Annotated in this window: 22 protein-coding genes; 7 read left to right on the forward strand and 15 right to left on the reverse strand. The window is 73.1% G+C overall.

Annotation, left to right across the window (positions count from 1 at the left end; translation table 11 throughout):
- Positions 1-5: 5 nt before the first annotated feature.
- Both rsmH and mraZ read right to left on the reverse strand, forming a co-directional pair.
- On the reverse strand, positions 6-1,067 hold the full coding sequence (gene rsmH / locus ABZ635_RS01315) for a 16S rRNA (cytosine(1402)-N(4))-methyltransferase RsmH (protein WP_357757384.1): 1,062 nt from the start codon (positions 1,065-1,067) through the stop codon (positions 6-8).
- Positions 1,068-1,342: 275 nt separating this feature from the next.
- Positions 1,343-1,774 (reverse strand): division/cell wall cluster transcriptional repressor MraZ, encoded by a 432-nt coding sequence (mraZ, locus tag ABZ635_RS01320; RefSeq protein ID WP_357757073.1) that lies wholly within the window; start codon positions 1,772-1,774, stop codon positions 1,343-1,345.
- Positions 1,775-2,094: 320 nt separating this feature from the next.
- On the opposite strand from mraZ, the gene ABZ635_RS01325 reads away from it, so the two are divergent.
- The 3 genes from ABZ635_RS01325 to ABZ635_RS01335 are packed head-to-tail and all read left to right on the forward strand — an operon-like array spanning position 2,095 to position 6,792.
- Complete coding sequence (locus ABZ635_RS01325) at positions 2,095-3,087, forward strand: MoxR family ATPase (protein WP_357757076.1); 993 nt, start codon at positions 2,095-2,097, stop codon at positions 3,085-3,087.
- Positions 3,088-3,118: 31 nt separating this feature from the next.
- Positions 3,119-4,426 carry a DUF58 domain-containing protein gene (locus ABZ635_RS01330; RefSeq protein ID WP_357757079.1) on the forward strand — a complete coding sequence of 436 codons (1,308 nt, stop codon included), beginning with the start codon at positions 3,119-3,121 and terminating at the stop codon, positions 4,424-4,426.
- A 17-nt stretch (positions 4,427-4,443) separates the two neighbouring features.
- Positions 4,444-6,792, forward strand: a complete 2,349-nt coding sequence (locus ABZ635_RS01335) for a transglutaminaseTgpA domain-containing protein (RefSeq protein WP_357757387.1) — start codon at positions 4,444-4,446, stop codon at positions 6,790-6,792.
- Between the two features lie 269 nt (positions 6,793-7,061).
- Here ABZ635_RS01335 and ABZ635_RS01340 read toward each other — a convergent pair whose 3' ends face one another.
- The 11 genes from ABZ635_RS01340 to ABZ635_RS01390 all read right to left on the reverse strand — a co-directional run bounded on the left by ABZ635_RS01340 (position 7,062) and on the right by ABZ635_RS01390 (position 16,563).
- A complete protein-coding gene (locus ABZ635_RS01340) occupies positions 7,062-7,487 on the reverse strand; it encodes a DUF3040 domain-containing protein (RefSeq protein WP_357757082.1) in 426 nt (141 codons plus the stop codon).
- 243 nt (positions 7,488-7,730) lie between these two features.
- Positions 7,731-9,017: a DNA polymerase IV gene (dinB, locus tag ABZ635_RS01345; RefSeq protein WP_357757084.1), complete on the reverse strand. Its 1,287-nt coding sequence runs from the start codon at positions 9,015-9,017 to the stop codon at positions 7,731-7,733.
- A gap of 41 nt (positions 9,018-9,058) precedes the next feature.
- Positions 9,059-9,856, reverse strand: a complete 798-nt coding sequence (locus ABZ635_RS01350) for a methyltransferase domain-containing protein (protein WP_357757087.1) — start codon at positions 9,854-9,856, stop codon at positions 9,059-9,061.
- Positions 9,857-9,900: 44 nt separating this feature from the next.
- Positions 9,901-10,314, reverse strand: coding sequence for a transcription antitermination factor NusB (gene nusB / locus ABZ635_RS01355; protein WP_357757089.1), 414 nt, complete (start codon positions 10,312-10,314; stop codon positions 9,901-9,903).
- A complete protein-coding gene (gene efp, locus ABZ635_RS01360; RefSeq protein ID WP_357757091.1) occupies positions 10,314-10,877 on the reverse strand; it encodes an elongation factor P in 564 nt (187 codons plus the stop codon). The genes nusB and efp overlap by 1 nt, the downstream gene beginning before the upstream one ends.
- Before the next feature lie 161 nt (positions 10,878-11,038).
- A complete protein-coding gene (gene aroB, locus ABZ635_RS01365) occupies positions 11,039-12,121 on the reverse strand; it encodes a 3-dehydroquinate synthase (protein ID WP_357757094.1) in 1,083 nt (360 codons plus the stop codon).
- Positions 12,118-12,621: a shikimate kinase gene (locus ABZ635_RS01370; protein WP_357757390.1), complete on the reverse strand. Its 504-nt coding sequence runs from the start codon at positions 12,619-12,621 to the stop codon at positions 12,118-12,120. Before ABZ635_RS01370 ends, aroB begins: the two co-directional genes overlap by 4 nt.
- Positions 12,622-12,938: 317 nt before the next feature.
- Entirely contained in the window at positions 12,939-14,120 is a 1,182-nt protein-coding gene (gene aroC, locus ABZ635_RS01375; protein ID WP_357757097.1) for a chorismate synthase, read from the reverse strand.
- A 45-nt stretch (positions 14,121-14,165) separates the two neighbouring features.
- Positions 14,166-15,146, reverse strand: coding sequence for an A24 family peptidase (locus ABZ635_RS01380; RefSeq protein WP_357757100.1), 981 nt, complete (start codon positions 15,144-15,146; stop codon positions 14,166-14,168).
- A 67-nt stretch (positions 15,147-15,213) separates the two neighbouring features.
- A complete protein-coding gene (locus ABZ635_RS01385; RefSeq protein ID WP_357757103.1) occupies positions 15,214-15,921 on the reverse strand; it encodes an SseB family protein in 708 nt (235 codons plus the stop codon).
- A gap of 192 nt (positions 15,922-16,113) precedes the next feature.
- The gene (locus ABZ635_RS01390; protein ID WP_357757106.1) at positions 16,114-16,563 is read right to left on the reverse strand and encodes a MarR family transcriptional regulator; all 450 of its coding nucleotides are present in this window, start codon (positions 16,561-16,563) and stop codon (positions 16,114-16,116) included.
- 162 nt (positions 16,564-16,725) lie between these two features.
- Here ABZ635_RS01390 and ABZ635_RS01395 point away from each other — a divergent pair, with 162 nt between their 5' ends.
- The 4 genes from ABZ635_RS01395 (at position 16,726) to ABZ635_RS01410 (ending at position 21,773) form a co-directional block, all read left to right on the forward strand.
- The gene (locus ABZ635_RS01395) at positions 16,726-17,268 is read left to right on the forward strand and encodes a YceI family protein (RefSeq protein ID WP_357757109.1); all 543 of its coding nucleotides are present in this window, start codon (positions 16,726-16,728) and stop codon (positions 17,266-17,268) included.
- A gap of 160 nt (positions 17,269-17,428) precedes the next feature.
- Positions 17,429-17,737: a DUF2470 domain-containing protein gene (locus ABZ635_RS01400; protein ID WP_357757112.1), complete on the forward strand. Its 309-nt coding sequence runs from the start codon at positions 17,429-17,431 to the stop codon at positions 17,735-17,737.
- Positions 17,738-17,990: 253 nt separating this feature from the next.
- Positions 17,991-20,741, forward strand: a complete 2,751-nt coding sequence (locus ABZ635_RS01405; protein WP_357757392.1) for a protein kinase — start codon at positions 17,991-17,993, stop codon at positions 20,739-20,741.
- Between the two features lie 42 nt (positions 20,742-20,783).
- Complete coding sequence (locus ABZ635_RS01410) at positions 20,784-21,773, forward strand: aldose 1-epimerase family protein (protein ID WP_357757115.1); 990 nt, start codon at positions 20,784-20,786, stop codon at positions 21,771-21,773.
- Here the strand turns inward: ABZ635_RS01410 and ABZ635_RS01415 are convergent, their stop codons facing one another.
- Complete coding sequence (locus ABZ635_RS01415) at positions 21,774-22,625, reverse strand: class I SAM-dependent methyltransferase (protein WP_357757117.1); 852 nt, start codon at positions 22,623-22,625, stop codon at positions 21,774-21,776. It lies immediately after the preceding gene.
- Between the two features lie 129 nt (positions 22,626-22,754).
- On the reverse strand, positions 22,755-23,327 hold the full coding sequence (locus ABZ635_RS01420) for a nucleotidyltransferase family protein (protein WP_357757395.1): 573 nt from the start codon (positions 23,325-23,327) through the stop codon (positions 22,755-22,757).
- Between the last annotated feature and the right edge of the window lie 157 nt (positions 23,328-23,484).

The following is a 23,484-nucleotide window of genomic DNA, read 5'->3' on the forward strand; positions in this document are numbered from 1 at the left end:
TCTCCCTACTGCCGCGACGGCCAGCGCACGCGTTCGGCGGCCCGGAGGCGTGCCGACTGGGCGCGCGGGTTGCGTTCGTTCTCTTCGTCCGTGGGGAGTTCCGCGCCCCTGGTCAGGAGCCGGAGTTCCGGTTGGCGGTCCGGGAGGGGGACCGGAAGGTCGGCGGGGGTGGTGTCGGTGGCCAGGGCGGCGAAGGCCCTCTTGGTCATCCTGTCCTCCAACGAGTGGTAGGACAGCACCGCGATGCGGCCGCCGACGTCCAGCCGGGACGTCGCGGCGGGGAGGGTCTCCTCCAGGATGGAGAGCTCGGCGTTGACCTCGATGCGCAGGCCCTGGAAGGTGCGCTTGGCGGGGTGTCCGCCGGTGCGGCGGGTGGCCGCGGGGATCGCGTCGCGCACCAGTTCGGCCAGTTCACGGGTGGAGTCGATCCGACCCTGGGCGCGTCGGCGCTCGATGGCGCGGGCCACCCGGGAGGCGAAGCGCTCCTCACCGTAGGTGCGCAGGACACGGGTGAGTTCGGCGACGGGGTAGTCGTTGACGACCGCGGCGGCGGTGAGCTCCTGGGTACCGTCCATGCGCATGTCCAGGGGCGCGTCGTGGGCGTAGGCGAAACCACGGTCGGTCTCGTCCAGCTGTGGCGAGGACACACCGAGGTCCAGCAGGACCGCGTCGGCGTACTCCGCTCCGGCCTCGTCGAGGGCGCGCGGGATCTCGGAGTAGACGGCGTGGACGAAGTGGGTGCGGTCCGCGAAGGGCGCGAGCCGCCTGGCGCTGCGTTCGAGGGCGGTGGGGTCGCGGTCCACGCCGACCAGCCGCAGGGTGGGGCAGGCCCTGAGCAGGGCCTCGGAGTGCCCGCCCAGACCGAGGGTGCCGTCGACGAGGACGGCCCCGGGCCTGCTCAGCGCTGGCGCGAGCAGTTCCACGATCCGGTCGAGCATGACCGGTACGTGCAGGGGATCGATCCCCTCCCTGGCCGCCCTGACGCGGGCGGCGATGTCGTCCTGTGTGGCCCCGTGGTCCGTCGGGTCGGGCCCGTCGGACCGCCCGTACTGCCGGTTGTCCCCCATGCGCTGCTGTTCCTCCACGCTGTCGCGATCTCCCCCTGGGTCCGTACGACGCGCTGGGCGCGCCCCACGGTGTCCTTCGCGTGGCCCTTCCGAAACGGTCGGCAGGGCCTCCGGACACGGCCGCTATTGTCCACCTTCCGGCGGACGTACGCTCACGACCTGGCACCGGGGAAGTCGCGCCAGCTCGTGATGACCGTCTCCGGAGACCGCCACCGGTCCCGGCGTCGCATGGGCTGTGCTGGTGGATCGGGGGCGTTCGGGCGCCCGCCGCGTCGTCACAGCACTCCGGGCAGCACCTCCTCTGAGAGTTGCGAGAACGCCTGCTCCTGCACGGCCTCGTACTCCGACCACGCGGCGGCGTCCCAGATCTCCAGTCGCGTGTTGGCCCCGATGACGACGCACTCGCGGTCCAGGCCCGCGTAGGCGCGCAGTTTCGACGGGATCGTGACCCTGCCCTGCTTGTCGCAGGACTCGTCCGACGCGCTGGCGAAGAGGACGCGGCTGTAGTCGCGGACCGCCTTGGCGGTGACCGGCGCGGAGCGCAGGGCGTCGGTGAGGCGGCGGAACTCGTCCGCCGGAAAGACGTAGAGGCAGCGCTCCTGGCCCTTCGTGATCACCAGACCCCCCGACAGTTCGTCGCGGTACTTCGCGGGAAGGAACAGCCGTCCCTTCTGGTCGAGGCGAGGTGTGTGGGTGCCGAGGAACACGCACTCACCCCCTCACCCCTATGCGGAGAATTCACCCCTCTCCACGGTGCTCCACCTTACTCCACTCCTCCCCACCGTCAACAGCTTCAATCGGTATTCGACCGCCGAAGAATCGATAAATGCGCAGGTCAGAAAGGCGGCTTGCGCGTGGTGTCCGTGTGGGGCGCGATGACGCCCGCGTGCGTCGCGCACCGCCTCCGCCACCGGCCGCTCCGCACGGCGGCCGATTCCGGCACTTTGGTTTGCAATCGATGTGATTGGCCCTAGCCTCGGAGCGATACACAGGGATACAGGCAGACACACCGAGCGAGAGGGTTCCCGTGTCACTCGGCACACAGCATGACGGCCACGGAGGCGACGTGCGGGGAGACGTCGGTGCCGTCGTCGCCGTCGCCGACCGCGTCCGCGGGGCGATCGAAACGGTCATCGAGGGCAAGCCCGAGGTCCTGCGCATCGCGCTGACCGTCCTGTTCGCCGAGGGCCACCTCCTCGTCGAGGACGTCCCCGGGGTGGGCAAGACGATGATGGCCAAGGCCCTGGGCCGGGCCGTGGACTGCTCGGTGCAGCGCGTGCAGTTCACCCCGGACCTACTGCCCAGCGACATCACCGGGGTGAGCGTCTACCACCAGGACCGCAACGAGTTCGAGTTCAACCCCGGTCCGGTGTTCGCCAACATCGTGCTGGGCGACGAGATCAACCGTGCCTCGCCCAAGACCCAGTCGGCCCTCCTGGAGTGCATGGAGGAGCGCCAGGTCAGCGTGGACGGTCAGACCCGTGCCCTGGAGCGCCCGTTCATGGTGGTGGCCACCCAGAACCCGGCGGACATGGAGGGCACCTACGCGCTGCCCGAGGCGCAGCGGGACCGGTTCATGGCCCGCGTCTCGGTGGGCTACCCCTCCCCTCAGGCCGAGCTGGACATGATCGACAGCCACAGCTCCCGCTCGCCGCTGGAGCAGATGGCCCCGGTCACCAACGCGGCGGAGATCCGTTCCCTGGTGGAGCGCGTGCACAACGTGCACATGGCCCCCGGGATGCGCCGCTACGTCGTGGACCTGGTCAACTCGACCCGCACCGCCCCCGAACTCAAGCTGGGCGCCTCGCCGCGCGCCACCCTGCACCTGGTCAGGGCCGCGCGGGCGCACGCCGCCCTGGAGGGACGCCACTACGTCGTGCCCGACGACGTGCAGGCGCTGGCCGTCCCGGTGCTGGCCCACCGCCTGCTGCCCGGCCCCGAGGCCCAGATGGAGCGGCTCGGCGCCGAGCAGATCGTGGCCAAACTGGTCTCCCGTCTGCCCGTGCCCGGTCCCCGCTGACCCCTGCCCCTCGACCCCCTAGAGACGGACCATGCGCCCGCAACGTACCCTCACCGCACGCGGTGGTCTGATGCTGTTCTCCGGTGTCGTCACGCTCGTGTGCGGCTTCGTCATCGGCCAGCGGGAACTCGTGGGGGTGGGTCTGTTCCTCCTCCTGGTACCGCCGGTCTCGGCGCTGACGATCCTCGGCGCGGCCGGCCGGGTGGCGCAGAGCCGGGCGTTGCAGCCGAGCCGCGTCACCGCCGGGACCGACACGCGTGTCCTGGTCCGGGTCGGCAACGCCTCGCCCGCCTGGCCCGTGGTGTGGGTGCGGGTCGAGGACACCCTCCCGGTCCGGTTGGGGTACGAGCCCCGTTACACGGTGGGCTTCCTGGCGCCGCGCGCGGTCCGCGACATCACGTACCTGGTGCGGCCGCAGGTGCGCGGCCGCTACCCTGTCGGTCCTCTGCGGGTGAGCGTGACGGACCCGCTGGGCTGTGTCCGGGTGACCCGACGGGTGGGCGCGCCCAGCGCCCTGCTGGTGACACCGCAGGTGGTCCCGCTGGCCGCGCTCGGCGCCTCCGACGGTTCCCAGGGGGAGAACTCCCCCCGCCGTTCCGTGGCCGGGGCCGGCGAACAGGACCCGATCCCCCGCGAGTACCGGTACGGCGACGAGATGCGCCGGGTGCACTGGCGCTCCACCGCCAAGCACGGCGAGCTCATGGTGCGCCGCGACGAACAGCACTGGCGCGAGCACAGCACCCTGCTCCTCGACACCCGCTCGGCCGCGCACGAAGGCGAGGACTCCGGGGACTCCCTGGAGACGGCGGTGAGCGTGACCGCGTCGGTGGCGGTGCACCTGCTGGAGGGCGGGCACGAACTGCGCCTGCACACCGAGCGGGGCCGACTCCACACCGAGCACGCGTCCGGCGTGCTGGACGGCCTGGCGACCGTGGAGGCCTCCGAGGCGGACAGCCTGTACGGGGGCATCAGCGCTCTGGAGGGCGCCCGGGGCTCCTCCTCCAGTCTGGTGGTGGCGGTCCTGGGTGCGATCTCCCCCGAGGACGCCGCCTCCCTGTCCAGGGTCAGGGGCTCGGGTCCGCACGTGGCGGTGCTGTGCACGCGGGCCGCCTGGACCGACCCCGAACACGTCCGGCGTACCCGCGACCTGCTGGCCGCCAACGGCTGGCGGGTGCTCGCCGTCGCCGACCCCGCCGAACTTCCCCCGTTGTGGCGGCACGCGACCACCCCCGACTCCGGGGTCGGGTCCGCGTCCGCCGCGCCCCACGGCGGCCACGCCCCCTCCGGGGCGCCTCCGGCCCCGGCGGGCGCACGTGTCCCCTGGGAGGGGTCCCGTTGATCCTGTCGAGAACGCTGATGCCCGCGGCCACCCTGGTCGCGATGCTGGCGACGCTGCCCCTGCTCGGAGGGCTGATCCGGGGCGACGGCTGGTGGGGGCCCGCCGTGGTCCTCATGGTCGCGGTGACCCTGGTGTCGGCCCTGTACCGCCTGACCGGCCGGAGCGCGTTCCCGGTGCCGTTCCTCCAGCTCCTGGTCGCGGCGCTGCTGTTCACCCCGATCCTCACCCCCGGCACCGGGTTCCTCGGGGTCGTTCCGACGGCGGCGACCTTCGAACGGGCGTGGGCGCTGTTCGAGCAGGGCGTCCACAGCATCAACACCAGTGCCGTGCCCGTCCCGACCACCACCGGGCTCCAGCTGATCATCGCGCTGACCTTCCTGGTGTTCATGATGACGGCGGACTTCCTCGCCGTCACCGCCCGCTGCCCGGGCATGACCGGCGGACTGACACTGGCGCTCATCGTGGTGCCGCTGGCCGTCGACGGCGGCGGCCTGACCTGGGTCCAGGCCGTGGTCTGCGCGGGCGGTTACGTCGTCCTGCTGGCCACGGACATGTGGGTGCGGGGGCGCGAGTGGGGGGTGCGGGTCCCGGACGGGCACACCCCGGGCAGCCGGTTCGCCGCGGGCGCCGCGCAGGCGGGCATCGTGGTGGCCTCGGCCTCCACGGCGATCCTCCTGGCGCTGTCCCTGCCGATGATGGTGCCGTCGCTGCGCACCGACGCGTTCCAGACCCTCGCGGACGGCGCCGAGTTCCACGCCGGCGGCAGTGTGACCACCGTCCATCCGCTGGTCTCGCTCCGCCGTGACCTGGCCGCCTCCTCCGACCGCACGGTACTGACCTACCAGACGGACGCCGAGCAACCCGACTACCTGCGCACCTACGTCCTGGACGAGTTCGGCGGGGAGAACTGGACGATGTCGCCGGTGCGGACCGGACGCGAGTCCACCCTGGACGGCACGCTGCCGCCGCCCCCGGGCCGCGACTCCGCCGCCCCCGCCTCCGTGAGCACGAGTGTCACTCTGGACCCCGACGCCCCCGGCATGGAGTTCCTTCCCCTGCCCTACCCGGCCCGCTCGGTGGAGGCGCCCGGCGACTGGTACGTGGACCCCGAATCGCTGATGGTCTACACCACCAACCCGCCCCCGGACGGGTTCGACTTCACCGTGGAGTCCGCGGAGAACAGCCCCGAGGCGCGGGACCTGGCCGACGCCGGTCGCCCACGCTCCCTCTCCGGCTCCTACCTCGACCTCCCGAGCGGCATCGACCGCCGCGTGGGCGAGCTCACCGACTCCCTGACCGAGGACGCCGACTCCGCCTACGAGCGCGCCGTCGCCCTTCAGGGCTTCTTCACCGGCGGCTCCTTCACCTACGACCTGCGCCCGCCCGCCGTGCCGAACGGCGCCGACCCGCTGGCCCACTTCCTCCTGGAGGACCGGGTCGGCTACTGCGAGCAGTTCGCGGGGGCCATGGCGGTCATGGCCCGCCAGGCCGACATCCCCGCCCGGGTCGCGGTGGGCTACACCTCCGGCCAGCGCGGGGGCGACGGCGAGTGGTCGGTGTCGGTGAGCGACGCGCACGCCTGGCCGGAACTGTACTTCGAGGGCGCTGGATGGCTGCGCTTCGAGCCCACCCCGAGCTCGTCCCAGGGACAGGGCACCGCGACGGTCCCCGAGTACACGGGGGACGGCGGCACCGACTCCGAGCGCCGCCCCGACCCGGAACCGAGCGCCTCGGACGCCCCCGAGCCGAGCGCCTCTCCCGAGGACGACCCCTCCACCGCTCCCGCCGAGCCGACCCCCACCCCCCAGGAGGAGGACGAGGCGGAGCCCACCGACCCCGCCGTGAGCGCCTCCGGAGAGGGCACGGGCTCGTCCGCCGCGCCCTGGTGGCCGGTCGCGGCGGGCGTCCTCGGCGGTCTGCTGCTGTTGGTCGCACCCGCGCTGGCGCGTGCGGTGGTGCGCTGGTCGCGCCGGGCCGCGGTGGCCTCGGGCGGGGCCGACGGTGCGCACGCCGCGTGGCGGGAACTCCGGGACACCTGTCTGGACCTGGGCACGGAGTGGTCGCTCACCGAGAGCCCCCGGGCCACCGCCGCCCGGCTGGGGGCGGTCCGTACGAACGGTTCGCTGCTGCCCTCCGAGGCGCACGCCGCCGTGTGGCGGCTGGCCCTGGCCGAGGAGGCGGCCCGCTACGCCCCGGACCCGGGCGTGAACGGGTCCGGCCTCGCCACCGACCTGGCCGCGGCCGTGTCGGGGGCGAGGTCGGCGGCCACCCGTGTCGAGCGCTGGCGGGCCCTGGTCCTGCCGCGTTCCCTGGCCCCGTGGCGCCGCCCCCGGACCGCTGCCGACGCCGTACCCGTCGCGGCCTGATCCCGTTCGGGCCGCGGGGCGGTGTGTCCCGTACGGGGCACGCCGCCCCGCTCCCACGGTGACCCGCCCCCGCGGCACGGCGCGTCCCACGGACGCAACCGTGTGCCGACGCGTCGGCACACGGGCACGGGAGGACGGATCAGGAATCTCCCGCACACGACGGTGGGGTCCACACACGCCGTACGTGTGTGGACCCCACCGTCGTGAACGGGCGAACGTTCGAGGCACGCGGCGCCCGGCGCGGACCGGTGTCCGCCCCGGGCGGGCTCCTACTCCTCGCCCTCCTGGCGACGACGCCACCGCTCCTCGAAGCGGTTCATCATCCCGGGACGCTTGGCACCCCTGCGCCTGTGTTTGTCCTCCGCCTCGGCCTCCGCGAGCATCGCCTCCGCGCCGCCCCCGGCGGACTTGCGCCAGGCGTTGGCGCCCAGCAGGAAGGAGGCCAGCATGAAGATGAACCCCAGGACGCTGATGGTGACCGGAAGCGCCAGCGACGAGTCCGGACTACTCAGCAACAGCCCCAGGAGCAGCAACCCCATGCCGAGCACGAAGCCGATGACGGCCTTGATGATCCAGCGCTTGTAATGGACTCCCGGGTTCGTCTGCCGAACAGTGTTCGCGAACTTCGGGTCCTCGGCATACAGCGCCTGCTCGATCTGGTCGAGCATGCGCTGCTCGTGTTCAGAGAGCGGCACGGCGCCTCCCTACGGCAGTCCCCGGTTGGGGTGACGGGTACTGATGAACAGTCTCTTGGTCAGTGGTATGCCCAGAATACGGTGCACTAGCGCCTAGTGGAAAGAAAAGCTGCGTGTGTACCTGACCCACTACGGCCACGATACCCTCGCCCTGTATCGGAAACACCGGCTTCCATGCCTCTCTTCTTACCCTTACTCCGGTCCTGTTCTGAGAACGCTCAGAGGTCCCCGGAAGTTGCCGCATCATACGTCGTTTTCGTCACGCTTGGCCAATACGGCCGACTGTATCGCGCTTGGACCGAAACGGGCTCTCACCCGGTCCATAACCCGTTCAACGTCCCGCCAACCCGTGTCCTCCTCACCCAACGCGAGCTGGTGGTGCGCCCCCTCCACCGGAGCGACTCCCTCCAACCGGACCCCCACCAGGCGCAGCGGGGTACCCCGCAGCCCCGACGCCGCGTAGAGCGCACGCGCCACGGCACTGATCTCCCGGGCCACGTCCGTGCTCTCGGACAGGGTCCGCGCCCTCGTGATCGTGGAGAAGTCCGCGCGGCGCAGCTTCACGCTCACCGTGCGCCCCACCTGACCCGACAACCGCAGCCGGTGCGCCACCTTCTCCGACAGCCGTAGGAGCTCGCGGTCGATCAGCTCGGGGGTGGCCACGTCCTCCGCGAAGGTCTCCTCCGCTCCGACGCTCTTGTCCTGGCTCTCGGGGACGACCGGGCTGGGGTCCTCGCCCCGCGCGAGCGCGGCCAGGCGGGAACCCGCCTTCTCCCCCAGCTCCATCCGCAGCAGGCCCGGGTCGGCCGCGGCCAGGGCCCCCACCGTGCGCAGGCCCAGCCGTACGAGGGTGCGCTCGGTCTTGTCCCCCACCCCGGGCAGGGCCCCGATGGGCAACGGGTGCAGGAAGCCGCGTACCTCCCGCGTGGGCACCAACAGCAGACCGTCGGGCTTGCAGTGCGTGGAGCCGAGTTTGGCCACGAACCGCGTGGCGGCCACCCCGACCGAACAGGTGAGCCGCTGCTCGCGGCGTACCCGCTCGCGGATCATCGCGGCGATCCGCACCGGTCCCCCCAGACGGCGACGGGCACCGGACACGTCCAGGAAGGCCTCGTCCAACGACAGCGGCTGCACCAGCGGCGTCACCGAACCCAGGATGTCCATGACGGCCTCGGAGGCCTTCCGGTAGGCCGCGCCGTCCGGCGGGTAGACCAGCGCCTCCGGACACAACCGCATCGCCTGGGCCATGGGCATCGCCGAGTGCACGCCGTGGCGGCGGGCCAGGTAGTCGGCGGAGGAGACCACGCTGCGCGGGCCGGTTCCGCCCACGATCACCGGGCGGCCCCGCGCCTCCGGGTGACGCAGCTGCTCCACACTCGCGAAGAACGCGTCCATGTCCAGGTGCAGGATCGCGCAGTCGTCGTCCGGACCGGAACCGTCCAGGGGGAAGTCCGGCCCCAGGGGAGCGATCCCCTCGGAGGTGACCACACCCCGCAGAGCGGCACCGCGCTCCAGTTGACGTCGGCTCATACGCCCAGGCTATGCCCTGATCAGGACGGCCCGTTCCCGCCCTACGGCTTCAGCGCGACGACGTGCAGCTGGGTGGCGACGCCGGTCAGCTCCGGATGGTCGGCGGCGGCCCGCTCCAGCTCCACCAGCTGCTGCCCGGCCTGGGCGTCGCCCTCCCAGGCGTGCCCGGGCAGGATGTCGGCGAACACCCGCACCCCGCGCACACTCTCGCCGGTCAGACCCGAACGGCCGATCAGCTCGAGGAGCTGCTGACGGGTGAACCGGCGCGGCATGGGATCGGCGCCGCCCCAACGGCCGTCGGGGTCCTCCAGCAGGTGCCGTGCCTCGGTGATGTGCCCGGCCAGGACCCGGTGCAGGGCCCCGGCGACGGCGTTGGTGACCAGCAGGCTGACCGCGCCGCCGGGTCGGGTGACACCGGCGACGTCGGCCAACGCGGCGGCGGGGTCGTCGACGTACTCCAGCACGTTGTGCACCAGCACGAGGTCGGCGCTGGCGGCCGGGAAGAGCGAGGCCAGGTCCCGGGTCTCCCCCTGGACCCCACGCACCACGACGCCGCTCTCGGCCGCGCGGCGCTCCAGGGCCGCCAGGGAGTCCGGGCTGGGCTCGACGACGGTCACGCGGTGACCGAGTTCGGCGAGCGGAACGGCGACACCGCCGGTACCACCGCCCGCGTCGACGATCTCCAGGGGCTCACCATCGAAGAGACGGTCCAGCAACCGCGAGAGGGCGTCCCACACCACGGCGGTCCGGGCCGCGTTGGCCGCCCGCGCGGGGCCGGCCGCGCCGCCCGTACCGAAACCGCTCGCGGCGGTCGCGTGCGTGCCGCTCCTGTCAGTCACCTGCGTTCCCTCAATCAGCTAGTGCCCGGCCTCGGTGCGAGGTCTCAGAGCGAGAGCGTCGCCTTGTTCTCCATCAGCCTGGACAACAGTCCGCTGATGAAGTTGGGCGACTCGTCGGTGGAGAGCTCCTTGGCGACACCGACCGCCTCGGCGATCGCCACGCCGTCCGGGATGTCCTCGGCCCACAGGAGCTCGTAGGCGCCCATCCGGAGGATGTTGCGGTCGACGACCGGCATGCGCTCCAGGGTCCACCCGATGGCGTACTCGTCCAGGAGCGCGTCGATGCGCTCGCGCCGCTCGTCCACGGAGCGGGCCAGCAGCTCGGTGAACTCGTTGATCGGCGGTTCGGGCTGGGCTCGGCGACGCCTGATGACGTCCTCCACCGAGGTGGAGCGCACCTCGGCCTCGTAGAGGACCTCGACCGCGCGCCGACGTGCCTTGCGCCGTGCACCACTCATCAGTTGACACGCCCGAGGTAGTCACCCGTGCGGGTGTCGACCTTGACGCGCTCGCCGGTGGTGACGAACAGGGGGACCTGGATGGTGGCGCCGGTCTGGACCTTGGCGGGCTTGGTGCCGCCCGTGGAGCGGTCGCCCTGGACGCCCGGGTCGGTCTCGGAGATCTCCAGCTCCACGGCGGCGGGCATCTCGATGTAGAGCGGGTTGCCCTCGTTGGTGGCCACCGTGACCTTGGTGTTCTCCAGCAGGAAGCCCTTGGCGTCGCCGACCACGGCGTCGCTGACCGGGATCTGGTCGTAGGTCTGGGTGTCCATGAAGATGAAGGAGTCACCGTCGTGGTACAGGTACTCCATGTCGCGCCGGTCGACGCTGGCGAACTCGACCTTGGAGCCCGCGTTGAAGGTCTTGTCGACGATCTTGCCCGTGAGGACGTTCTTGAGCTTGGTACGGACGAACGCGCCGCCCTTGCCCGGCTTGACGTGCTGGAACTCCAGGACGTTCCAGAGGACGCCGCCGTCGAGCCGCAGGGTCGTGCCGTTCTTGATGTCGTTCGTCGTGGCCACTTCGGTCGTCTCTCCCAGGGGTGTGACACGTCGGAGACCGGACACGGTGGTCCGGTCGGTGGTCAGTGGGGCGAGGCGCGGTTCCCGTGGCGGCCCTCGGCCGTGCCGGTCCGGTGCCCGGGCACTCCTCGCCTTCGGTCAGTCTAGTGGCTTCCGAGGACTCAGGAACCGTCCACGACCGCCTGGTAGGCGCCGTCGAGCAGCTCGGGGGCGGGTCCGCTGAGGATCGCGGGACGGGCCAGACCGTCCAGGACGACGAAGCGGAGCGTGGCCCCGCGGGCCTTCTTGTCCACAGCCATGGTGGCGCGCAGCTCCGGCCAGGCCTCGGCCGAGTAGCTGACGGGCAGGCCCACCGAGGTGAGCAGGGAGCGGTGCCGCCGCACCAGCGCCTCGTCGATCCGACCGTCCAGACGGGCCATCTCGGCCACGAACACCATGCCGATGGAGACGGCGTGGCCGTGCCGGAACGTGTAGTTCTCGGCGCGCTCGACGGCGTGCCCGAGGGTGTGGCCGTAGTTGAGGATCTCGCGACGGCCGCTCTCCCTGAGGTCGCCGGAGACGACGTCGGCCTTGACCCGGATGGCGCGTTCGATGAGTTCGCGGGTGTGGCCTCCCTCGGGCCGGGCCGCGCCTTCGGGGTCGTCCTCGACCAGGTCGCAGATGACGGGGTCCGCGATGAACCCGGCCTTGATGATCTCGGCGAGCCCGCCGACGTAGTCCGCCCGTGGCAGGCTCGGCAGGGTGGCCAGGTCGCACAGGACTCCGGCCGGGGGGTGGAATGCTCCGACGAGGTTCTTGCCCTCGGGGGTGTTGATGCCGGTCTTGCCGCCCACGGCGGCGTCCACCATGCCCAGCAGGGTGGTGGGGACCAGGACCGAGCGCACCCCGCGCAGCCAGGTGGCGGCGACGAACCCGGCCAGGTCGGTGGCGGCCCCGCCGCCCACGCCCACCACCGCGTCGGTACGGGTGAAGTTGGCCGCGCCCAGCCGCGACCACAGGTCGGCGGCGACGGCGGCGGTCTTGGCGGCCTCGCCGTCGGGGACCGGCATGGGCCGGACGCGGTACCCCGCCTCCTCCAGGACCCCGACCACCGGGCGGGCGATCTCGCCCAGGCCCTCGGGGTGGATGACGGCCACCTGGGCGGCGCCGCCGACCAGGGAGGGGAGTTCGGAGAGGACGCCGGTGCCGATCACCACGTCGTAGCGTCCGGCGGGCTCGCCCACGCCGATGCGGGTGACGGTCACTGGGCGGCCCTTCCGGCGGGGAGGGAGGCGACGATGACGTCCACGATCTCCTCGGGGTGGTAGTCGGTGGTGGGGACGGTGACCGAGGCCAGGCCCTCGTACACGGGGAGGCGCTCGTTGAGGAGCTTGCGCAGCTGGGTGCGGGGGTTACCGGCCAGGAGGGGGCGGGCTACGTCCATGCCGACGCGCTTGGCGGCCTCGCCGAACTCCACCTGGAGGTAGACCACGTGGTGGTCGGCCAGGTCCCTGCGGGTGTCCTCGTCCAGGACCGCGCCGCCGCCGACCGCGATGACACCGTCCCAGGCGCGCAACCCCTCCGCGACGACCTCGCGCTCCAGGGCGCGGAAGCGCTCCTCCCCGTCCTGGACGAAGATGTCGCCGATGGGCTTGCCCGCACGCCTCTCGATCTCGGTGTCGGTGCACAACAGGTCGGTGTCCAGCCGACGGGCCAGGGCCTCGCCGACGGTGGACTTGCCCGAACCGGGCGAACCGATGAGCACCGCGATCGCTCTTGCCACGCTCTGCCTACCTCTGGGGGTCATCCCCGCGTGCGCGGGGAACGTTTCCGACCGCCTGCTCGAAGGCGCGCCTGACGGCGGGTCCCTCACCGCGCACGGGGAGCAGGCTCTGTCCCACCAACGCTACCGGTTGTCGCGGGGCGCGTCCCCACGTGCGCGGGGGACCACCAGAGCCGGCCCCGGGAGTGCTCGTTCCCGGGGACCACCCCTCAACGCGTGCGCGGGCCCCCGGGCGGTGGGCTCATCCGCCCAGCACACCGGCCCGCGCTCCGGGGAGGGCGGGCCGGTGTGGGGTGGTGCTAGCGGATCGCCAGCGCGTCCAGGTAGCCCCGGAGGTTACGGGCGGTCTCGGAGACCGAGTCGCCGCCGAACTTCTCGATGGCGGCCTCGGCGATGACCAGCGCCACCATGGACTCGGCGACCACACCGGCGGCCGGGACGGCGGTGACGTCGCTGCGCTGGTGGTGGGCCTTGGTGGGCTCTCCGGTCTCGGTGTCGATGGTGTCCAGCGCCTTGGGCACCGTGGCGATGGGCTTCATCGCGGCGCGCACCCGCAGCGGGTCGCCGGTGGACATGCCGCCCTCGACCCCTCCGGCGCGGTTGGTGCGGCGGCGGACGCCGTCGGGACCGGGCTCGATCTCGTCGTGGGCCTGCGAACCCCGGCGGGCGGCGGTCCGGAAACCGTCCCCGACCTCCACGCCCTTGATGGCCTGGATGCCCATGAGGGCACCGGCCAGGCGGGAGTCCAGGCGGCGGTCCCAGTGCACGTGGCTGCCCAGGCCGGGCGGCAGTCCGTAGGCGAGCACCTCGACGACGCCGCCCAGGGTGTCCCCGGACTTCCTGGTGTCGTCGACCTCCTCGACCATGCGCGCGCTGGTCGCGGGGTCGAAGCAGCGCAGCGGGTCCTCGTCGATGGCGGCGAGGTCCTCGGGGCGGGGCTCGGGCGCGCCCTCGGGAACGCCGACGGGGCCCATGGAGACCACGTGGCTCAGGATCTCGACGCCGAGCGCCTCACGGCAGAACCGCCGGGCGACCTCGCCGACCGCGACCCGGGCCGCGGTCTCACGGGCGCTGGCGCGCTCCAGGATCGGCCGGGACTCCACGTGCCCGTACTTCTGCATGCCGACGAGGTCGGCGTGCCCGGGCCGGGGGCGGGTGAGCGGCGCGTTGCGCGCCATGCCGTCCAGTTCCTCGGCGGGAACCGGGTCGGGCGACATCACCTTCTCCCACTTGGGCCACTCGGAGTTTCCGACCTCGATCGCGACCGGCCCACCCTGGGTGAGGCCGTGCCGGATGCCCCCGATGACGGAGACCTGGTCCTTCTCGAACTTCATCCGGGCGCCCCGACCGTACCCGGCGCGACGGCGGAGCAGCGCGGCGGCGATGTCGTCAGAGGTGACGGACACACCGGCCGGAAGGCCCTCCAGGATCGCGACGAGTGCAGGTCCGTGGGACTCCCCCGCGGTCAGCCAACGCAACATGGCACCGATCCTCCCACGGATCGGGGGCGGGCGTGGTCACCGGGTTCAGGCTTGGGGAAGCAGGGGGTGACCGGCCAGGACGGTGGCGAGGGTGGCGGCGAGCATGAACGGGCCGAGCGGCAGGGGGTCGGCCCGGGTGATCCGGCGCAGGAGCAGCAGGGCCAGGCCGAGCAGGGAGAAGGCCGCGAAGGCCCAGAAGGCGGCGGCCAGGGCGCCGACCGGACCGGCGGCCCAGCCCGCGTACAGACCGGTGAGTCCGGAGAGCTTGACGTCTCCGAAGCCGAGCCCCCCGGGTCTGATCCGCCACATGAGCCAGTACAGGACCGTGACGAGCACCATGCTCACCAGGGCCCCGGACCCGCGCTCCGGGTCGGGCCCGGACGGCGGGAGGAGCACCGACGCGGCCAGCAGGAGCGCGGCGACCGGGTAGGCGGGGGCGACGAGGGCGTCGGGCAGTCGCATGACCCGCAGGTCGACGGCGGACAGCGGCACACCGAGGGCGACGAACCAGAGCACGGCGAGCAGGCCGAAGGGCGTCCACTCGGCGAGGTGGGCGGGGGCGACGGCTCCGACCAGCGCGAACAGCAGGGCCGTGGTGGCGACGACGGCCGGTTGGGAGCGGACGGGCACCGCGCAGTGGGGGCAGGGCCCACCGCGTCGGAACGCGCGCGCGGCGGGAACCGGCAGCCCGCGGGCGAAGGGGACCCGGATCAGGCAGTGCGGGCAGCGGGGCGGCGGGGGGCCGTCCGGTGGCGCACCGGGGTCGGGGGCGCTCGTGGCGGTGGCGGCGGACGCGCTCGGCGCGTCGGGCGCGCCTACGGGGTCGCCGCCCCCTCCTGTGGCAGCGTCCTGTTGGGGAGCGGCCCGCCCCGGCGGCCCGGCGGGTTCGGGCGGCCCCGCGGGGCCGAAGAGGTGGACCAGGCGACCGCCGACGCGGCCGACCGCCAGTCCCGCGACGAGGAGGACGGCGGCGGTGAGGGCCGCCCGCGCCGTGGGGGACGACGCGAGCTCCAGGGGGGTGGACATGTTCGGAAACTACCTGCTGGCGGCGGTCGGCGACAGGGTGTCGGGCCACCTGTGCACAACCCCGGGGTCAGGTGTCGTCGCGCCGGGCCCGCACGACCGCGCTCAGCTCCACCCCGCCGGGCAGCACGTGCTGGAGTTCGGAGCCGAGCCGCTCGGCGACGCGGCGCAGCGACTCGTCGTCGCGCTCCTCCAGTTCGAGCCGGATGCCGAGGTCCGCGCGTTCGGAGGCGTGGACCCGCACGCGTTCCACCCCGAACTCGGCGTGGGTGACGCGATAGATGATCGACAGCACCTGCGGGTCGTCCTTGGGTTCGGGAACCGAGCCCTTCTCGGCGAGCACGGTGAGGAAGCGCCCCTGGATCGTGTGCGGGACCGGCCCGGACACGTCGATCACCAGCGCGTCGGCGTTCTCCTCCAGGGTGGCCTTGCAGGCGTCCCGGGTGGTGAAGGGGACCGGCCGGGCGTCCGGCCGCCAGCGCCGGACCGCGTCCACGGAGGTGAAGGCGAGGACCCCCCTGCGACCGTCCTTGCCGGTCATGATGGGGATGGCCACCTCGCTGTTCTTGTCCTTGGTGAGCCCGCCCGCGCCCTCCTCGGTCTCGGTGGCCACCGCCACCACCGGGATGAGGACCCGGGACCCGCCGAGGGCGGTCAGGACCTGGCGGTCGCCGGTCCGGCCCGCCGCGTGCTCGCGCAGGGCCGTCTCGACGGCCGGGTCGGCGCTGCCGTCGTCGTCGCGGAAGTTCTGGGCGCCGGTGATCGATGGTCTGCTCACGTGTTCCGACTCTACCCGGGGCGCGTGTCCGTGCCGGGGTCCCCTCTCGGACAGAACCATGTGACCTCTCCCCTGTCGGCGCCGTGCGGGGCGGCCGCCCCGCGGGGGTGCGCGCGTTCGGCGGCCCGCCCCGGGTACCAGCCTGGCAGGGTCGCGCCCGGGGGACGGCGGTTTCGGGGAGTTCGGGCTGGATTAGGGCCGCGTGCCGCCGAGGGTGGCGACGATCCCCCTGAGCTGGCCGACCTGTTCCGGGCTGAGACGGTCGAACATCAGCGCCCGCACCCGGGTGGCGTGTCCGGGGGCGGCCTCGCGCAGGGCGGCGACCCCGTCGTCGGTGAGGACCGCCCACAGCCCGCGCCGGTCGTCGGCGCAGCTCTCCCGGCGCACGTGGCCGTCGCGTTCGAGGCGGGCGACCTGGTGGGACAGGCGGCTCTTGGAGACGATGACGGACTCGGCCAGGTCGCGCATGCGCATGCGCTGGTCGGGGGCCTCGGAGAGGTGGGCGAGGATGCCGTACTCGATGAGGGTGAGACCGTCGCGGGTCCGCAGGTCGTGTTCGAGCTCGTCGTAGATCCAGGCGTTCATGCGCAGGAAACCGCGCCAGACGTGCTGTTCGTCGGCGTCGAGCCAGGCCTTCTCCATGGCTCGATTCTAGGGCGTGGACCCCCGTGGCCCTTGCGTGTTCGAGAACGAACACCTAAACTACTTCCCAGGAAGATACTTCTCGGGTAGTTTGTTGCCAGTCAGGGAACAACTCGGAGAACGGCCCTCGACCGAGGCCGTCCGCACACAGGGAGAGACACCATGGCCGCTCAGGAACTCAAGCCCGGCACCTGGAAGATCGACGCCGCGCACAGCATCGTCGGCTTCTCCGTCCGCCACATGATGGTGAGCAAGGTGCGCGGCCGCTTCGAGAGGTTCGACGCCACGCTGACCGTGCCCGAGGACCCCACCCAGTCCTCCGTCGAGGCGAGCATCGACGCCAGCTCCATCAACACCGACAACGCCGACCGCGACAACCACATCCGGTCCAACGACTTCTTCGAGGCCGACCACCACCCGGAGTTCAGCTTCCGCTCCACCGGCCTGGAGGCCCGCGGCGAGGACTTCGTCCTCAAGGGCGACCTGACCATCAAGAAGAACACGCACCCGGTCGAGCTGGCCCTGGAGTTCAACGGCTCCACGGTCGACCCCTACGGCCTGGACCGCGCCGGGTTCGCCGCGACCACCACCATCAGCCGCAAGAAGTTCGGCGTCGACATCGAGATGCCCATGGACGGCGGCGGCGTGGTCGTCGGCGACAAGATCTCCATCGAGATCGACGCCGAGTTCACCCGAGAGGCCTGAGCCGCACCGGCTCCGGCCGGAACGGCGCCCCGACCCGGGGGTTTTGACGACACTCCGTCGTCAAGCCGGTGAGGGCTCGGATATCGTCGACGGGGGAGGGTCCAACGACCCTCCCCCGTCTCGTACGTACCGGCCGGTCCCGGACCGCAGGAGGAGCACCGTGCAGCCCCAACCCTTCGCCCCCGAGGTCGTCACCGCCGTCACCGCGCACATGAACGGCGACCACCCGGAGGACACCCTGGTCATCTGCCGCGCCCTGGGCGGGCGCCCCGAGGCCACCTCGGCACGCATGACCGGTCTCGACCGGGAGGGCGGCGACTACGCGGTGACCGTCGACGGCACCGAGGAGACCGTACGCATCCCCTGGTCCGCGCCGCTCACCGAGCGCGCGCAGATCCGCGTCGAGGTGGTCCGCATGTACCAGGAGGCCTGCGCCGCGCTCGGCACCACCCCGCGCGGACAGCACTGAACCGGCCCGCGCGCACCGCGCGGGCCGCGCCCGGAGCCGACAGGGAGAACGCGACGGAACCGGAACCGCGACGCCCCCGCCGGAGTCCCAGGAGGTGACGGGGAGGACGTCGTCCGCGCACCCGGTCAGTGGCGGGCTCCCGACGCCCCGACCGGGCCCGCGCACGACCTAACCTGGAGGGGTCCGCCCCGCCACGGCGAGCTTCCCGGACACCCGCAGACGACCTCCTATCCGAAGGATGGCTCCGGCCTCGATGGTCACGCCCGACCCCGGTGACGAGAACGCACCGACCCAACGGATCGACCCCACCGCGCCCTCCGGGCAGCACGGCCCGCCCACGGGCCCCACGCGCTGGGTCACACGCGTGTTCCGACCAGGAGCGTCACCCCCGCCCGGGCCTGGGGCCCGCCCGGTCCCCCTGCCCGCCCCCGACGAGGCCGCCACCCGCGTCGTCCCGCCGACGCCGTCCGGTACGGACCGCACCACGGTCCTGCCCGCGGGCCCCGACCCCGCGGCCGCACCCGTCGACGGCACCCGGGTCCAGCCGCCGCCCTCCCCCACCGCCCGTCCCGGCGGGGGCCGCACCGGCCCCGGAGCGAACGGGCCCGGAGCACCCGCCCCCTGGTGGCGCGTCCTCCTCGGTCCGCTCCTGGACTGGATGGCCCGCCTGGTCTCCCGCGTGGTCGTGGGACCCGCGGGCGACCTCGACTACGCCGTACCCGCCGAACTCCGCCGCCGCTACCAGGTCCTGGACCACATCGGCGCGGGCGGCGAGGCCGTGGTCTACCTCGCAGAACCCGCCGACGCACCCGGACGGCGGCTGGCCCTGAAGGTGTACCGGCCCGGTCACGACATCAACCGCGAACTCCTGGACCGCCTGCGCGCCCGGGGTACCGCCTCCCCGCACACCCCGGCCATCCAGGGGTACGGGACCGCCGCCAGCTCCTGGGGCGAGGACCTGGCCTGGGAGGCCCAGGAGTACTTCTCCCTGGGCACCCTGCGCGAGGTCATCAACCAGGCCCCCCTGGACGACGAGGGCGCCCGGGCCGTGGTCCGCGCCGTCGCCGACTGCCTGCACCACTGGCAGGGCGAACTCCAGCACAACCACACCGACGTCAAGCCCGAGAACCTGCTCGTCCGCTCCCTGGACCCGCCGGTGGTCGCCCTCACCGACTTCGGCGGGGCCGTGCGCGCCACCATGAGCCGGGTCTACGGCAGCCAGGCCGTCACCGAGGCCTACGCCTCCCCCGAGGTGGTGGAGGGCCGCCGGGAGGCCCCCGCCGCCTGGTGGTCGCTGGGCGTCATGGTGCACGAGATCACCACCGGCCGCCGCCCCGACCGCGGCGGGAACTGGCTGACCGCCCGCAACACCGAGGTCGACGTCTCGGCCATCACCGACGACCGCTGGCGCCTGCTCGCCCGGGGCCTGCTCACCCTGGCCCCCTCCGCCCGCTGGGGGTACGAGGAGGTCGCGGCGTGGCTGGCGGGCGAGCGACCGCCGATCCGCACCGCGAGCCGCCGACGCCCCATCAGTTTCGCGGGGACCTCCCACGAGGACCCGCCCAGCCTCGCCTTCGACCTGCTGGACCGCTCCGATACCGGGGCGATGTGGCTGCGCAGCCACTGGTCCGAGCTCCGCACGTGGCTGGATCGCGAGGTCAACGACTACACCTTCGACCGCGCCTATCTGACCGGGCTGGAGGGCCGCCCCGAGCTCGCGCACGTCGCGATCAGCGCCCTGGCCGCCCGCTACGTACCGGGGATGCCGCCCCGGTTCCGGGGGCACGAGATCAGCGCTGACGGGCTCCTGGCCCTGGCCTCGGGTGACGCCAGCCGCCACGCGGTGGTACGCGAGGCCGTGGCGTCGGGGGCCGTGGGCCTGGGCGCCCAGCACTGGTGCCCGCACCCCGAGTGCCGCTCCGGGGGGTCGGGGCGCTGCGCCCGGCTGGAACGGGTCCAGCACGAGGTGCCGCTGCTGATGGCACGGGTCGAGCAGACCCTGGAGCGCGTGGTGGACGCGCGCCCCGACACCGCCCGCGACCCGGACGCCCCCCGGCACCCCGCCACCCACGAGATCGACTCGACCTGGGCGCGAGCCGTGGAGCTGGTGCTCTCGCCAGAGACCGTGGCCCAGCACCGCTCCCTGCTGCGCCGCCAGTCCTGGCACCCCCAGCAGCGCAGCGCCGCCCCGAGCGCGCCCTGGTGGTCCGAGCAGCGCCGCCTCGCCCTGCGCGACGGCGGCGACCCGCTGGCCAGCCGGGGAGCCACACTCACGGCCCTCCTGCTCCTGCCCGAGGCCGCCCGGATCGGCGGCTCCATCGCCGAGCGCGAGCGAGCCGACGGCCGGGCCCGCCGCCAGGACCGCTGGGCCGCGCTGGCCGGATCGGCGCGGGCGCGCTGGGAGGGCGCACGGGAGAGGGTGGGCACGGCCCGGCAGCGGCGCGCGGCCGCCACCCGGCCCGACAACCCGGCGCTGCCCAGCGACCCCACCCGGCCGCAGGAGCCCGCGACCGCCAAGGAGCGTCGCCAGCAGGAACGGGCGTCGCGACGCGTCGAGCGCACCATGGGACAGATCCAGCGCGCGATGCGGGCCGGCCGCTGCCGCCGGTTCGCCTACCCCGCCGCCCTGGTGGGCCTGGTGGACGGCCTGGGCCGGGCCCTGCGCCCCGGGGAGGGCTTCTTCCCCGAGAGCGCGTTCGTGACCGACGCCTACACGGGTCTGCTGGAGTTCGGCGACAACCCGCTGACCGACGGCGCCGCCGCGCTGACCGACCTGCTGCCCGGCGGGATCGGCTCCGCGTGGTGGTTCCCGGTACTGCTCTCCGTCGCCCTGTTCGTGCTGGGGCGCACCGCCGCCAGGTCCACGGTCAAGGCCCGGCGCCGCCTCGGCGCCTTCCGCCTGGCCGTGGCGGGATCACTGCTCATGCTCGTGGTGGTGCTGTCCACGGGGCTGCTGGCCCTGGGGTCGGGCGTGCTCATCCCGTTGGACGGACTGCTGGGCTGAGCGTCGGCGGGCCGACACCCCTGGTGAGGCGCCGGACACGCTATGATCTCCCGGTTCGGCGCCGTGCCGGACCAGGCGGAGAAGGGTGGACGGGTGGCTGAGGTGTTCGAGCTGCGTGCCGGGGAGTACCGGGCGCGCGTGGACCGGACCGGAGCCGGGTTGCAGGCACTCACGTGGCGGGGCCGCGACCTGGTCTGGCCCTACACCCGGCAGTCGGGCCCCATCGCCTCCCAGGGGCAGCTGCTCGCGCCCTGGCCCAACCGGGTGGGCGGAGCCCGCTACACCTTCCAGGGCACCGAGTACGTCCTGGACGTCAACGACCCCGAGACCGGTTCGGCCATCCACGGCCTGGTCAGCGAGGTCGCGTGGTCCACTCAGGAGCGCTCCGAAAAGGACGTGACCCTGCGGTTGGACTTCCCCGGCACCCCCGGCTACCCGTTCCCGTTGGAGCTGACCGCCGCCTACCACCTGAGCCCGCCGGACGCCCCGGCGCCCGGGCTCACCGTCACCGTCACGGCGCGCAACACCGGCCGGACCGACGCCCCGTACGGTCTGGGCTTCCACCCCTACCTCACGCTGGGCGCCCCCCTGCGGGACCTGGTCGAACGAGGCGAGGTCCGGTTGGAGGCCACCGCACGGAGCCGCCAGCCCGCCGACGCGTCGCTGCTGCCGGTGGGCGACCCGGTCCCGGTGGCCGGCACCGGGTTCGACCTGCGCCCGCCCGGCCGCGACCCGGGCGCCACCGAGCTGGACACCGCCTTCACCGACCTGGACCGCGACGCCGACGGCCGCGCCTGGGTGCGTCTGAGCGGCCCCGATCACCGGGTGAGCCTGTGGTCCGGGCCCGGCTACGGGTGGCTCCAACTGTTCAGCTCCGACTCGCTCGGCGGCGAACTCCACCGGGCGCACCTGGCCGCCGAACCCATGACCTGCCCGCCCGACGCCCTCAACAGCGGCACGGACCTGATCGTCCTGGCCCCGGGTGCGAGCGTGGAGCACTCCTTCGGCATCCTCGCCGAACCGCCGGCCTAATCAGTCGAGCGGCCGGGCCCGCACCGCGAACTCCCCCGAGGCCGGGTCGTAGGGCGCACCGGTGAGGTCACCGAGGACCTCCTCGACGACGAACCCGCCCGCGGTGAGCTCGGCGGCGAGCGTGTCGGGTGTGAAGTAGCGGACCCAGGTGTGGAACACCCGTATCCCGTCCTCCGTGACGATGGTGTAGCGGTCCACGCTCACCCGCTCGTCGTCGTAGCGGAAGGTGTGCCGGAAGCCGTGGTAGGGGCGGGCGGACCAGAACCCGTCCATCAGGTTCGGTGCGTACGTCCGTCCCTCCCGAACCCGCTCCAGCGCCGGTTCGGCGTCCACGTCGAACAGGAGGGACCCGCCGTGCGCCAGGTGGCGACGCACCACGTCGAGCAGCCGGGCCCGGTCCGCGGGGGACATGGCGCAGTAGTCACGCATCACCATCACGACCAGGTCGAAGCGCTCGTCCAGGTCCAGTTCCAGGTAGTCGCGGCACAGGTGACGGGCGTCGAGCCCGTCCCGGCGCGCGGTGTCCTCGGCGTACTCCACCGATCCCGGAGAGAAGTCCACCCCCAGCGCGCTCGCCCCGGCGCGTGCGAGTCGCGTGGTGTACAGCCCGGGTCCGCAGCCGAGGTCGGCGACGCGGGCACCCGACCCCAGGGCGAAGCGCTCCACCATCCAGTCAACGGACCGGTCGACGAACTCGGTCCGGTGGGAGGCGGCTTCGACCTCCGGGTCCAGGTGGTGGCGGAGCATCCGCGTGGAGACGTGCGGATCGGTCCACAGGTCGGCGGTGCTGACTCGGGCGTAGGGCTCGGGGCGTTCGGCCATGGCGCGGAGCGCGGCGTAGACGGGGTTCACTGAGGGTTCCTCGGGGTCACGTGCGGGACCACCGGCGCGCGGACGCGGGAGCGGCGACGCTGGGGCGGTGGGCGGAAGGGATGGGCACGCGTTCAGGAGGACATGGGACCACCTTACGCGAACCCGGACTCACACCCCGCCGAACATCTCCGTGACCCGGGCCAGGTCCTCCTGGGTGTCGATGTCCTCCGGGCTGGCGACGTCGTCGCAGGCCACCGTCGTGACCAGGTGGGAGTAGGCGCGCAGGAAGGGTCGGGCGCCCACGTCGCGCTGGGCCATCGAGTAGACCGTGGACCAGTGCTCCCGCCCCAGCAGTACCGGATTGCGCGGGTTTCCGTGGTAGGTGGCCACCGCCGCTCGCGCGCCCTGCTCGTAGGCCACCACCAGGCGCCGGACCGCCTCGGGCGTGACCAACGGCTGGTCGGCGAGGGCGATCAGGAGTGCGTCGGCCGTCCCCGGCACGGCGTCGATCCCGGCACGGACCGAGGAGCCCATGCCCGTCTCCCAGTCCGGGTTGCGCACGGTCAGGGCGCCGGTCACGGACGTGTCGGCGGCTCCCAGGACCACCAGCAGCGGGGAGCAACCGCCCTCGGAGAGGGTGCGCACCCCGCGGTCGACCAGACGTTCGCCGGCGAGTTCGACCAGGGCCTTGGGGCGGCCGAGTCTGCTGCCCGAACCCGCCGCCAACAGCAGGCCCGCCACCGCACCCGAACGCTCGTCCCCTCGCTCCCCCGTATCCATGACGCGATGATGCCACGGACGGGGTCTCCGGGTGGGCCGCCTGGACGAGGTCACCGGCACCGCCGCGCAGCCAGAACCCGGACCACCGCTCCGACCTGGCACTTCACCACCGGACGGG

It is taken from the genome of Nocardiopsis sp. NPDC007018 (genome assembly GCF_040635075.1).
Lineage (GTDB): Bacteria > Actinomycetota > Actinomycetes > Streptosporangiales > Streptosporangiaceae > Nocardiopsis.

Coding starts and splice junctions, on each gene's coding strand:
- rsmH (WP_357757384.1), bottom strand. CDS start 1,067: ATGGGGGACAACCGGCAGTACGGGCGGTCCGACGGGCCCGACCCGACG.
- ABZ635_RS01330 (WP_357757079.1), top strand. CDS start 3,119: ATGCGCCCGCAACGTACCCTCACCGCACGCGGTGGTCTGATGCTGTTC.
- ABZ635_RS01335 (WP_357757387.1), top strand. CDS start 4,444: ATGCCCGCGGCCACCCTGGTCGCGATGCTGGCGACGCTGCCCCTGCTC.
- dinB (WP_357757084.1), bottom strand. CDS start 9,017: ATGAGCCGACGTCAACTGGAGCGCGGTGCCGCTCTGCGGGGTGTGGTC.
- nusB (WP_357757089.1), bottom strand. CDS start 10,314: ATGAGTGGTGCACGGCGCAAGGCACGTCGGCGCGCGGTCGAGGTCCTC.
- aroC (WP_357757097.1), bottom strand. CDS start 14,120: ATGTTGCGTTGGCTGACCGCGGGGGAGTCCCACGGACCTGCACTCGTC.
- ABZ635_RS01380 (WP_357757100.1), bottom strand. CDS start 15,146: ATGTCCACCCCCCTGGAGCTCGCGTCGTCCCCCACGGCGCGGGCGGCC.
- ABZ635_RS01390 (WP_357757106.1), bottom strand. CDS start 16,563: ATGGAGAAGGCCTGGCTCGACGCCGACGAACAGCACGTCTGGCGCGGT.
- ABZ635_RS01395 (WP_357757109.1), top strand. CDS start 16,726: ATGGCCGCTCAGGAACTCAAGCCCGGCACCTGGAAGATCGACGCCGCG.
- ABZ635_RS01405 (WP_357757392.1), top strand. CDS start 17,991: ATGGTCACGCCCGACCCCGGTGACGAGAACGCACCGACCCAACGGATC.
- ABZ635_RS01410 (WP_357757115.1), top strand. CDS start 20,784: ATGATCTCCCGGTTCGGCGCCGTGCCGGACCAGGCGGAGAAGGGTGGA.